11 protein-coding genes are annotated in these 11,255 nt (G+C 70.0%); 5 read left to right on the top strand and 6 right to left on the bottom strand.

The window, feature by feature from the left end; genetic code table 11:
* Both ACRDSQ_RS18505 and ftsY read right to left on the bottom strand, forming a co-directional pair.
* Positions 1–933, bottom strand: a 933-nt coding sequence (locus ACRDSQ_RS18505) for a malate synthase (RefSeq protein ID WP_431422785.1), incomplete at its 3' end; no start/stop codon positions are given.
* Positions 934–970: 37 nt separating this feature from the next.
* Positions 971–2,386 carry a signal recognition particle-docking protein FtsY gene (ftsY, locus tag ACRDSQ_RS18500; RefSeq protein WP_431422784.1) on the bottom strand — a complete coding sequence of 472 codons (1,416 nt, stop codon included), beginning with the start codon at positions 2,384–2,386 and terminating at the stop codon, positions 971–973.
* Between the two features lie 94 nt (positions 2,387–2,480).
* On the opposite strand from ftsY, the gene ACRDSQ_RS18495 reads away from it, so the two are divergent.
* Both ACRDSQ_RS18495 and ACRDSQ_RS18490 read left to right on the top strand, forming a co-directional pair.
* Entirely contained in the window at positions 2,481–3,668 is a 1,188-nt protein-coding gene (locus ACRDSQ_RS18495) for an anhydro-N-acetylmuramic acid kinase (RefSeq protein WP_431422783.1), read from the top strand.
* Complete coding sequence (locus tag ACRDSQ_RS18490) at positions 3,655–5,202, top strand: sodium:solute symporter (RefSeq protein ID WP_431422782.1); 1,548 nt, start codon at positions 3,655–3,657, stop codon at positions 5,200–5,202. Before ACRDSQ_RS18495 ends, ACRDSQ_RS18490 begins: the two co-directional genes overlap by 14 nt.
* On the opposite strand, the gene ACRDSQ_RS18485 is transcribed toward ACRDSQ_RS18490, so the two are convergent.
* From ACRDSQ_RS18485 to ACRDSQ_RS18475, 3 genes are read right to left on the bottom strand one after another with little or no spacing between them, the layout of a single operon-like run.
* Positions 5,128–5,739 (bottom strand): GNAT family N-acetyltransferase, encoded by a 612-nt coding sequence (locus ACRDSQ_RS18485; protein WP_431422781.1) that lies wholly within the window; start codon positions 5,737–5,739, stop codon positions 5,128–5,130. The genes ACRDSQ_RS18490 and ACRDSQ_RS18485 overlap by 75 nt on opposite strands.
* 13 nt (positions 5,740–5,752) lie before the next feature.
* Positions 5,753–7,192, bottom strand: a complete 1,440-nt coding sequence (locus ACRDSQ_RS18480; protein ID WP_431422780.1) for an FAD-binding protein — start codon at positions 7,190–7,192, stop codon at positions 5,753–5,755.
* A gap of 43 nt (positions 7,193–7,235) precedes the next feature.
* Positions 7,236–8,156 (bottom strand): GNAT family N-acetyltransferase, encoded by a 921-nt coding sequence (locus ACRDSQ_RS18475; RefSeq protein WP_431422779.1) that lies wholly within the window; start codon positions 8,154–8,156, stop codon positions 7,236–7,238.
* Between the two features lie 248 nt (positions 8,157–8,404).
* On the opposite strand from ACRDSQ_RS18475, the gene ACRDSQ_RS18470 reads away from it, so the two are divergent.
* The 3 genes from ACRDSQ_RS18470 to ACRDSQ_RS18460 all read left to right on the top strand — a co-directional run bounded on the left by ACRDSQ_RS18470 (position 8,405) and on the right by ACRDSQ_RS18460 (position 10,177).
* A complete protein-coding gene (locus ACRDSQ_RS18470) occupies positions 8,405–8,869 on the top strand; it encodes a hypothetical protein (protein ID WP_431422777.1) in 465 nt (154 codons plus the stop codon).
* A gap of 105 nt (positions 8,870–8,974) precedes the next feature.
* Positions 8,975–9,622, top strand: a complete 648-nt coding sequence (locus ACRDSQ_RS18465; protein ID WP_431422776.1) for a type IV toxin-antitoxin system AbiEi family antitoxin domain-containing protein — start codon at positions 8,975–8,977, stop codon at positions 9,620–9,622.
* A gap of 105 nt (positions 9,623–9,727) precedes the next feature.
* On the top strand, positions 9,728–10,177 hold the full coding sequence (locus ACRDSQ_RS18460; RefSeq protein ID WP_431422775.1) for a hypothetical protein: 450 nt from the start codon (positions 9,728–9,730) through the stop codon (positions 10,175–10,177).
* 32 nt (positions 10,178–10,209) lie between these two features.
* Here the strand turns inward: ACRDSQ_RS18460 and ACRDSQ_RS18455 are convergent.
* Positions 10,210–11,255, bottom strand: a 1,046-nt coding sequence (locus ACRDSQ_RS18455; protein ID WP_431422774.1) for an AAA family ATPase, incomplete at its 5' end; no start/stop codon positions are given.

Raw genomic sequence — 11,255 nt, 5'->3', positions numbered from 1 at the left:
CCGGTGACACGTGCGCACGAGCAACTCGGTGTACGCGCGCATGAACGGCGCGGTCATCGTCACGGCGTCGCGGTCGGGACGGACGAACACGGGCCCTGCGTCGCGGAAGTACTTGATCAGGCTGAACAGGTAGTCCCAGCGGCCCGCGTTGAGGCCGGACATGTGCTCGCGCAGCTCGTAGAGGATCTCGTCCATCTCGAACGCGGCCGGGATGGTCTCGATCAGGACGGTGGCGCGCACCGAACCGTGGGCGATGCCGAGTTCGCGCTCGGCGTGGGTGAACACGTCGTTCCAGAGCCGCGCTTCCAGGTGGCTCTCCGTCTTCGGCAGGTAGTAGTAGGGCCCGGCCACCCGCGCGTTGTGGAAGAAGTGCAGACCGAAGTCCACGAGGGCGCCGACCGCGCGGCGTCCGTCGAGGAGCACGTGTTTCTCGTCGAGGTGCCAGCCGCGGGGCCGCACCACGATCGTCGGGGGCCGCTCGGCGTCCACGGCGTAGTGCTTGCCCTCCGGCGAGGTGAACTCCAGCTGCTCGCGCGCGGCGTCGAACAGGGTGACCTGGCCGGACACGACGTTGCGCCAGTGCGGGGTGTTCGCGTCCTCCAGGTCCGCCAGCCAGACGCGCGCGCCGGAGTTGAGCGCGTTGATCGCCATTTTCCGCTCGGTCGGCCCGGTGATCTCGACGCGGCGGTCGGTCAGCGCGGGCGGCGCGGGGGCGACCCGCCAGTCGGACTCGCGGATCTCGCGGGTCTCGGGGAGGAAGTCGAGCCTGCCCTCCCGCGAGGCCCGCTCCCGCTTGACGACCCGGGCGCGCAGCAACTCGTCGCGCCGGTCGGCGAACGCGTGGTGCAACCCGGCGACAAACGCCAGGGCGTCGTGGGTCAGGATCTCCGCGTCGCGCTCGACCGGCTCGCCCGGCAACTTGATGTCGACCATGGGTCCATAGTGGCCCCCGTCACGCGGTTGGGACAGTTCAGCCGAGCAGCGCGTCGACGAACGCCGCCGGGTCGAAGGGGGCCAGGTCGTCGGCGCCCTCGCCGAGCCCGACCAGCTTGACCGGAACCCCCAGCTCACGCTGGACCTGGAAGACGATGCCGCCCTTGGCGGTGCCGTCCAGCTTGGTCAGCACGATGCCGGTGACGTCGACGACCTCACCGAACACGCGGGCCTGGGTCAGCCCGTTCTGCCCCGTGGTGGCGTCGAGGACCAGCAGCACCTCGTCGACCTCGGCCTGCTTCTCCACGACCCGCTTGACCTTGCCCAGTTCGTCCATCAGGCCGGTCTTGGTGTGCAGGCGGCCCGCGGTGTCGATCAGGACGGCGTCCACGCCGGTCGCGAACCCGCGCTTGACCGCGTCGAACGCGACGGCGGCCGGGTCGGCGCCTTCCTTGCCGCGCACGACCTCCGCGCCCACCCGGTCGGCCCAGGTCTGCAGCTGGTCGGCGGCGGCGGCGCGGAACGTGTCGGCGGCGGCGAGGACGACCGTGCGGCCGTCGGCGACCAGGACGCGGGCCAGCTTGCCGGTGGTGGTGGTCTTGCCGGTGCCGTTGACCCCGGCGACCAGCACGACGGCGGGCTGCTTGGCCTCGCCCTCGCCGTGCGGCAGCGCGCGGACGGCACGGTCCATCTCGGGGTGCAGCGCGTCGATCAGGACCTCGCGGAGCACCGCGCGGGCGTCCTCGGGAGTGCGGACGGCGCGGGCGACGAGTTCGGTGCGGAGCCGGTCGACGATCTCCTGGGTGGTGGCCGCGCCCAGGTCGGCGAGCAGCAGGGTGTCCTCGACCTCGGTCCAGGAGTCCTCGTCCAGGTCACCGGCGCCGAGCAGGCCGAGCAGGCCCTGGCCGAACGCAGACCGGGACCGCGAGAGGCGCCCGCGCAGCCGTTCGAGCCTGCCCGACGTCGGCGCGATCTCGTCCATGTCGGGCGCGTGCGGGCCGATCGGCTGCTCGGGGATGACCGGCGGCGGCACGATGTCGGTCATCCCCGCCTGGGTGGGGATGCGGTCGGTCGGCGCGTGGCCCTGGACCGGGATGCTGCCCGTCAGGTCCTCATCGGCCTCGTCGAGGAGCTGGTCGTCGGGCAGGGTCACGTCGACGATCCCCCGCCGCGGCGAGTCGCGCGGCACCGAGGCGTCGTCGCCGACCCCGGGCTGGCCGTCGACCTCGGTGCGGTCCTCCACCGGGTGCGGCGGCGCGGTCGCCGTGGGACCGCCCTGGGCCAGGCTGATCCCGCCGCCCGCCTGGTAGCCGCCGCCCTTGGGCTTCTCGACCTCCCGCTTCGCCTCGGCCAGGCTGATGCGCCTGCGCTTGGCCAGCACGACACCGGTGACCAGGGCGGCGACCAGCACGACAGCGGCGACGATGAGGATGACGATCAGGGTCTGTGACACCCGGCCATCCTCGCATCCCGCCAGGCGGGCGCACCGACCACCGGGAAAAAGTGACCTCTTGCGCCAAACGGACGGGTGCAATAGACCAAGAGCAATGGGTTGGTACCGCGTCGTCGGGGTGATCTCCGGTACTTCGATGGACGGTGTCGACGTGGCCGTCGCCGATCTCACCGTCCGCGGGGACACGATCGATCTCGTCCCGGTTCGGCACGCCCAGGTCCCCTACCCGGACGACCTGCGGGCCGCGCTGACCGCCGCACTGCCGCCGGGCGACTGTTCCGCCGAGACCCTGTGCAAGCTCGACACCGCCGTCGGGCAGGCCTTCGCGGATGCCGTGATCGCTGTCGGGACCGAGGGCGCCGACTTGGTCGCCTCACTCGGGCAGACGCTGTTCCACTGGGTCGACGGCAACCGCTGCCGGGGCACCCTCCAGATCGGACAGCCCGCGTGGATCGCGGAGGCCACCGGGTTGCCGGTAGTCGCCGACTTCCGCGCCCGCGATGTCGCGGCGGGTGGACACGGCGCGCCGCTGGCGTTGATTCTCGACCGGCTGCTGCTGTTCGATCCGGAGACGCCCACCGCCGCGCTGAACCTGGGCGGGATCGCCAACATCACCGTGCTCACCCCGGACGCGCCCGCGCTCGCCTTCGACACCGGCCCCGGCAACGCCCTCCTGGACGCGGCGGCCCAGGCCCGGCTCGGTGAGTCCCACGACGTCGATGGCGTGCTGGCCGCCGCGGGCAGGGTTCGCGAAGACCTCCTCGGCGTCCTGCTGGCCGACGCCTACTACGCCGCACCGCCGCCGAAGTCGACCGGCAAGGAGTTGTTCAGCTCGCGCTATTTGTCCGATGCGCTGACCCATGTCCCGGCGGTCGCCGACGCGGACCTGTTCGCCACCCTCGTCGCTCTCACCGCCACGACTGTCGCCGACGCGTGTCGCCGCCACGACGTCAAGAAAGTGGTCGCGTCCGGCGGAGGCGTCCACAACCGGGCCCTGCTCTCAGCTTTGCGAGCCGCTCTCGATCCGGTCTCCGTGTCCACCACCGACGATCTCGGCCTGCCGGTGGACGCCAAGGAGGCTTACCTGGCCGCGCTCCTGGGCTTCCTGACTTGGAGCGGCATCGCGGTCGACCCGGCCACCGGCGCGGCTGGACCGCGGTTGCTCGGCGGCATCACCCCGGGCGCGCGACCCGTGCGCCTGCCCGATCCGATCGGCGGCACCCCCGACCGACTGCGGATCGTCGTCCCCCAACCCCTCGGAGGGCTCAGTGCGCGCACTTGACCTGGCGATCATCGTGGTCTTCCTGGTGGGGATGCCGCTGCTGGGCATCTGGATCGCGGGACGGCAGCGGTCGGGGAGCGACTACTTCGTCGGCGAGGGCAAGATCTCCTGGTGGGTGGCGTGCCTGTCGGTGGTCTCGGCGGAGACCTCGACGCTGACCGTGCTCAGCGTGCCGACCGTGGCGTACCTGGGCGCGTTCACCTACCTGCAGCTCGCGATCGGGTACGTGATCGGCCGGATCGTGGTGTCGTTCGTGCTGCTCCCCCGCTATGTCGCGGGCAACATGACCACCGCGTACAACTTCCTCGGCAAACGCTTCGGCGGCGGGATGCAGGGCACCGCGTCGGTGACGTTCCTGTTCACCAGGCTGCTCGCCGACGGGGTGCGGCTGTTCGCGACGGCGATCCCGATCAAGATCGTGCTGGCCGCCTACGGCGTGAACGCGGCGTACTGGCAGATCGTCGCGGTGCTGGGGATCGCCATGGTCGTCTACACGTTCTTCGGCGGGGTGCGCGCGGTCGTGTGGGTCGACGCGATCCAGATGCTCTGGTACGTCCTGGGCGGTGTCGCGGTGATCGTCGTGCTGGCGAACCGGCTGCCTGCCGGATGGTTGGGCGCGGCGGTCGACGCGGGCAAGACGCAACTGCTGGACTTCGCGAGCGCGCCGCTGAGCAACAACTACGCCTTTGTCACCGCGGTGTTGGGTGGGGCGGTGCTGTCGATGGCCTCGCATGGGGCCGACCAGCTGATCGTGCAGCGGTTGATGGCGTGCAACGACCTCAGGGCGAGCCAGAAGGCGCTGATGGCCAGCGGGGTCGTGGTGTTCCTGCAGTTCGGGCTGTTCCTGCTGATCGGCACCATGCTGTGGTCGTTCTACAAAGGACTCGACCCGGTGAAGGACCTGGGGTTGGCGACCAACGACGAACTGTTCGCGTCGTTCATCGTCAACGAGTTGCCGAGTGGGCTGTCGGGGTTCGTGATCGCGGGAATCCTGGCGGCGGCGCTGAGTTCCTCGCTCGGCGCGCTGGCGTCGTCCACGGTCACCGACGTCTACCAGCGCTTCGTGCGGCGCCCGCTCACGGACGCGGAGTCACTCAAGCAGGGCCGGATCTGGACGGTGGTCTGGGCGGGCGCGCTGATCGTGTTCGCGTCGATGTTCACCACGACGAAGAACCCGATCGTCGAGACCGCGCTCGCCATCACCGGCTACACCTACGGCGCGCTCCTGGGCGCGTTCCTGCTGGGTCTGCTGGTGCGCAGGGCGCGGCAGGTGGACGCGATCGTCGCGTTCCTGAGCACGGTCGCGGTGATGGCGTTCGTGATTCTGGGGCTCAAGTTCAGCAAGAAGACCGGCGAGTTCCTCGGCGTGGACTTCGCCAAGGCCGCGGGTGACTCCGTGGCCTTGGCGTTCCCCTGGTACACGCCGTTGGGCGTGGCCGTGACGCTGATCGTCGGCGGCCTACTCGCCCTGCGCCACCGCTCCCGCCCGGTCGTCCTCGACGACCCCGATGCCGTCGCCGCCGGCACGAAGTGAGCGCCACTCGTCAGCCAGGATCGACCACACCTCGATGTCGTGGCGAGCGCCCCGGTGCGGGAACGCCTGGCGGAGCACGCCGTCACGGGTGAAGCCGATGCGCTTGGCGGCGGCCAGGCTGCGCTCGTTGCCCGCAGCCGCCTGCCACTCCACGCGGGCCATGCCGCGCTCCTCGACCGCCCACTCGATCATCAGCCGGACCGCGCGGGTGACGAGCCCCTTGCCCATTGCCTCGGGCGCCAGCCAAACGCCGACCTCGCAGTTGGCGAACCGCAGGTCGAAGGTGCGGAACAACGCGCCGCCGAGCAGTTCGCCGCCGACCCGGATGCCGAAGATCCGTCCCTTGCCCGCCGCCTGCTGGTCGGCGTAGTTCTGCAGCCACGCGCCTGCCGACTCGGTGTCGACGATCCGGTCGACCCAGGGCAGCCAGACATCCAGGTGCGCCCGCGCGGCGTCGATGTGCTTGAAGAACTCCTCCGCCTGCCACGGTTCGAGCGGGCTCAGTTCGGCGTCGTCCGTGAGCGCGAGCGAGAGCAAAGCGACCTCCTGGTCAGGTGAAGATGTGTTGGCCGGGCGTCAGCACCCCGTGCGGATCGAAGCGTGCTTTCGCGCGAAGAGCCAGCGAATATCGGTCGCCGTAGTGCGCGCGCCAATCGCCGGGCCGAACCGGGATCGCGCTGACCGGGTACTGCTTGCCACCCACCGCGACGGCCGCGTCGTAGGCGGCCCGGTTGTCGGCGAGCAGCCTGCTGACCGTGTCGCCGTTCGGTGGGGCAACCACACGCAGCATCGCGAAGAGGAAAACCGTGGGACTGTCGGGGAGCGCGACCATGGGCGTGGTGAGCCTGTCGCGCGGCACGGGGTAGAGCAGGATCGGGCCGCCGACGTCGGCCGGGTTCAGCCGGGAGACGAGGTCGGCGACGTAGGCGTCGGTGGCCGCGTCCGGCAGGAACAGGTTGATCCACGGGTTGGGGAACATCAGCGGGCGTAACTGGTCGACGAGCGCGGTGATGCGGTCGAGCCAGGCGAAGTAGGACATCTCGGCGATCTCGGTCGACTTCGGCTCCGGCAGCCCGGCCAGCATCGCGGCGTCGTCGGGGCTGTTCGGAGCGGTGAAGTAGGCGACGCCCTCGAGCAGGTAGTCCCAGCCGCCCTCGACCGGGACGACCTGGCCTTCCAGGTAGGAGAAGCGGCCGTCGGCGACCGCGGTCCGCTGGGCGGCGAGGAGAGAGGTCAGGTCGTCGTAGGTGACGTTGTAGACGCGCGCGGTGGTCTTGGCTGGGATCAGCCGGACCGTGGCCCGGACTATGACCGCGTACTGGCCGAGGCCGCCGAGCACGGCGTCGAACAGCTCACGGTTTTTGGTCTTGGAGCAGGTCATCACGGCGCCGGCGCCGGTGACGACCTCCAACGCGATGACGTTGTCGACGAGCATCCCGTGCTGCGAGCCGGCGCCGCCGATGCCGCCCACCGACAGCGTCCCGCCGACCGAGAGGCCGATGTAGTCGGTGGCGACCGGCGGGGTCAGTCCACTCGCGAGGGTCCGCTTGATCAGGTCGGACCAGGTGACGCCCGCGTCGACCACCGCGCGGTCCGCCGAGACCGAGTGCACACGGGCCATCGTCCGGGAGTCGATGACCACGCCCGCCCCGGCCTGCGCCTGGCCGTGCACGGCGTGGCCCTGCCCGCGCATGGCGACGGTGATGCCGTGGGCGGCGGCGAAGGTGACGATCTTCGCGATGTCGTTCACCGATCCCGGCCGCAGCACCGCGCGGGGGCGCTCGTGCACGAGCTGCCCGTAGTCCTCGGCCGCCTCGGCGAGCGCGGCCTCGTCGGTGACCAGCTCGCCGTCGAGGCGGGGCACGGGGATCCCGTTCGGGCTGGCGTCGGCCGCGGTGAGCCACCCGACCCCCAGCGGGTCGAAGGCGACCACGGCGGTCGCTGCCCCCACCGCGAGAAACCTGCGTCGGTTGAGCCCGGTCTCGCGCATGTGGACGCTCCTCACCGTCAAGTGATCTTGGCCGCCGATCACCCTATCGAGTCAGTCGATAGCCGACGAGTTCCAAATGGAGGTCAAAACCGAGCGCGGTGAACATCCGCTCCGAGGCGTCGTTGCCCAGGGAGATCACGGCGGCGGCCTGGGGTCGGACACCATGGTCGGCGGCGAGCTTGCGGAGCAGGGCGCGGACCAGGGCGCGGCCCGTTCCGGCGGCGCGCATCTCCGGGTCGACGGCGACGTAGTCGAGGTAAAGCTCGTCTTGCTGGACGAACCCGGCGGCGTAGCCGAGCAAGCCGGTCGCACCCGTCGCGACGACCACCGTGTGGCCGCGGGTGCCGTCGATGAGCTGCGCGCCGGTGGCGGTCCGGTTCGGGAAACACCGTTCGTGCAGGTCGATCACCCGTCGCCGGATCGCCGGGTCGGCGCCGAGCGGCCGCGCGGTATCGGCGTCATCCACCGCGGAAACGAGGACCGAGCGCAGCGCGGCGCCGGTCAGGGTGAACACGCGGCTGGTGCCGCGGTTGGTGAAGCCGTGGCGGGCGGCGAAGTCGCCGAGCCGTCGGTTGAGGCGATGCCCGTAGAGCTCAAGGTCGTCGACGCGCGCCAGGCGCGGCACGGCCATGGCGTGCTCCAGCAGCTCGTCGGCGGCGTTGTGCCAGCACTGACGGGCCGCCGGGTGCTCGGCGGGGACGTCGACGAACGGCCCGTGCAGCCAACCGCGCCCCACAACCGGGTCGGCGTCGACGCTGAGGACACCGCACGGCTGGTCGTCGCCGTCGACCGCGAGGACCGCGCCGGAGGCCCAGTCCGGCGCGAAACCGGTCAGCTCCTCGGCGACCTGCGCCTCGGTCACCCCGTGATAGCCGACGTGATGGGTCGGGTCGGCCTGCAGACGGACTACCAGCGCGACGACCGCGGGCAGGTCGGCGGGCCGGGCGGGGCGAATGGCATACATACCCAAATGGTGAATGGTGAGGCCGCGCCGAAGCGAACGGATTTCGCCGGGAACACACCGCGACCGGTTATGCCCGCACAGTGACGACCTGGGGAAACTTGTCAGATCTTGGAACGATCCCGTTATTTCCCGCACGTCTCGATCGGACCATAATTCTGTCCACCTCCGGCGTGGCCGTCACAGTCCTGACCGGGCCGGCGATTTCATAGCGGAATCCACAGTGTTCAGATCAGAAGGGCCGCGATCCGATGGCTAATTTCGACGCAAAGCAGGTCACCCCGATCGAGTGGGCGGGCATCGGCGCGGGCGCGCTCGCGTTCCTGATCAGCTTCTTCCCCTGGTACTCCTTCTCCTGGGACGGTGGCGGCCTCGGTATCGGCTCCAGTGGGAGCGCCAGCGCGTGGAGCGTGGGCATCGGCGGCTGGGGCGCCGTCCTGCTCCTGGTCGCCGCCGCGGTGATCATCCTGCTGCCGCACCTGGGCACGGCCGTCCCCAACAAGGCGACCCTGTGGCTGGGCTTCGCCGCCGGCGCCACGGTCATCATCCTGATCCGCTGGCTGACCCTGCCCGACGACGGCGGCCTGGGCAGCCTCACCGGCGGTGAGTTCTCCTCCGGCGCGGGCTTCGGCCTGATCATCGGCCTGCTCGCCGCCATCGCCTCCGGCGTCGCGGCGTTCCTGACCTTCCAGAGCGCCAAGAAGGCCACCGCGTAACCCCACCGCTTCACCCCTCGAATCGCCCCGGTCGCTCACGCGATCGGGGCGATTTTGCAATCCACTATGATGAACGTAGGCTATGAGCCTACGGAGGTGATGGTCATGCGGCCGTCGATTGGCATACCAGTCGAGCTGGCGCATCGCCGCAACGCCGTGTTTCGACCGCGGGACCTAGCCGACGTGTACGCACACCCCCGTGCCGAAGTCGCGAGACTCGCCAAAGCGGGGGCTGTGCGCCGGATCGCGACCGGGTACTACGCCCTCGTACCCCGGCACCGTCTTGGCGATCGCACTTGGTCCCCTGACCTCGCCGCAGCAGCGCTGGGTATCGGTCAAGCGGACTACGGCGTCGAACCGGTGGCGCTGATGGGCGCGAGCGCCGCACGGATCCACGGGGCCATTCCCCGAGCCCTCGCGGCCGCAGTCGTCGCCGTCCCCAAGCAGCGCCCGACCCTCCACACGGATCGTGGCAAGATCGTGTTCGTCACCCGCACGGTCGGCGCGCTGGATATCGAACGAACCCGCACCGAGCTAGGCGAAGGGTGGTTGACGACCATCGAGCAGACCATCTTGGATCTCGCACATCGGCCGACCCTCGGCGGCATCGCACAGGAGGACGCCCATGAAGCGATCCGTGCGCTCGCCGGGCGCGTTGATTGGACTCTGACCGAGCAACTGGCAGCGATGAGCCATCAGCCCGCCGCATTCAAGCTTGCTCTGGCCGTCGCCGGACGGGTTCCCCGTGCATGACCCAGCTGAACTGGCGCACATAGCCACCGACTGATCACCACTGAACCGCCTCGTCTCTTGCGTCGCGAGTTCCCCGGTGCGTCTTGGGCGCCGCCGCTCACCGAAGTGCGTGCCGTAGAGCCCGCCAGTCTGCGTACGCCGGATGGGCTGAGCGTTCGCATTCAGCTGCTGGACGGCGGCCGACATCGCGAACTCACCGCGTGGCCGACAGAGCACCGGCTGATCGAGATGCGATACAGCGACGTCGACCCGGTCGAACTGCGAGTCCCCACACTGACATCGTTCGCCGGGATGAAGACCGTGGATCGTGGAGCAGCCCGCGACCTCTACGACTTGGCCGTCTTGGCGCGGCTGGACGCCTTGACCGCGCAGTCGGCCGATCTAGTACATCGGATCACCGGCTGGACGGTGGCGCCACACGTATTTCGCAGCCTGCCGAGATTCGACTGGGTCACCCAGCTTGGCCATCAGACCAACCACTTATCCACTCCCGAACACTGCCTCGCCGCCGTGCGCTCCGCCTATTCGCACGCGTTGGGCTGGACGTCCGAATGACGGTCACTCCTCCGTAGGCACGGCAGTGTGTCTCAGGCGGCCGGGTCTTCCTCGGTCGACTCCTCGATCGCCGCGTCCCGGTCGGTGCGCTGCAGGCGTTGGGAGATGACCTGGGTGATGCCGTCGCCGCGCATGCTCACACCGTAGAGGGCGTCGGCGATCTCCATGGTGGCCTTCTGGTGGGTGATGATGATCAGCTGCGAGCTGGACCGCAGCTGCTCCAGCAACCCGATGAGGCGCCGCATGTTGGTGTCGTCGAGCGCGGCCTCGACCTCGTCCATCACATAGAACGGCGAGGGGCGGGCACGGAAGATCGCGACCAGCATGGCGACCGCGACCAGGGACTTCTCGCCGCCGGACAGCAGGGAGAGCCGCTTGACCTTCTTGCCCGGCGGGCGGGCCTCGACGTCGACGCCGGTGGTCAGCATGTCGTCGGGGTCGGTGAGGATCATCCGGCCCTCACCGCCCGGGAACAGCACGTTGAACACGATCTCGAACTCGCGGGCGACGTCGGCGTAGGCCGAGGTGAAGACCTCCAGGATCTTCTCGTCGACGTCCTTGATCACCGTGAGCAGGTCGCGGCGGGTGTCCTTGAGGTCTTCGAGCTGGGTGGAGAGGAACTTGTAGCGCTCCTCCAGCGCGGCGAACTCCTCCAGGGCCAGCGGGTTGACCTTGCCGAGCAGCGCGAGGTCGCGCTCGGCGCGCTTGGCGCGGCGGGCCTGGGTGTCGCGGTCGTACGGCGACGGCGGCGGCGTGGAGACGTCCTCGCCGCGTTCCTTGGCCTGCTCGTACTCGGCCAGCTCGGCCGGGCTCGGCGGCACCGCGACGTTCGGGCCGTACTCGGCGACCAGGTCGTCGAGGCCGATGCCGAACTGCTCGGCGATGCGGGTCTCCAACTGCTCGAGCCGCAGCCGCTGCTCGGCGCGCAGGACCTCGTCGCGGTGCACGGCGTCGGTCAGCTTCTCCAGCTCACCGGCCAGCTCGCGGACCTTGGCACGCACCTCGGCGAGCACGCGCTCACGCTCGGCCCGCAGCACCTCGTCGCGGTGCACGGCGTCGGTCAGCTTCTCCAGCTCGT

Origin of the sequence: Actinokineospora sp. (assembly GCF_050699995.1) — a bacterium.
Taxonomy (GTDB): Bacteria; Actinomycetota; Actinomycetes; order Mycobacteriales; family Pseudonocardiaceae; genus Actinokineospora.
Note: the sequence above shows the minus strand (reverse complement) of the source record. Positions and strands in the feature narration are given on the sequence as shown.

Coding starts and splice junctions, on each gene's coding strand:
- ACRDSQ_RS18495 (WP_431422783.1), top strand. CDS start 2,481: ATGGGTTGGTACCGCGTCGTCGGGGTGATCTCCGGTACTTCGATGGAC.
- ACRDSQ_RS18480 (WP_431422780.1), bottom strand. CDS start 7,192: ATGCGCGAGACCGGGCTCAACCGACGCAGGTTTCTCGCGGTGGGGGCA.
- ACRDSQ_RS18475 (WP_431422779.1), bottom strand. CDS start 8,156: ATGTATGCCATTCGCCCCGCCCGGCCCGCCGACCTGCCCGCGGTCGTC.
- ACRDSQ_RS18470 (WP_431422777.1), top strand. CDS start 8,405: ATGGCTAATTTCGACGCAAAGCAGGTCACCCCGATCGAGTGGGCGGGC.
- ACRDSQ_RS18465 (WP_431422776.1), top strand. CDS start 8,975: ATGCGGCCGTCGATTGGCATACCAGTCGAGCTGGCGCATCGCCGCAAC.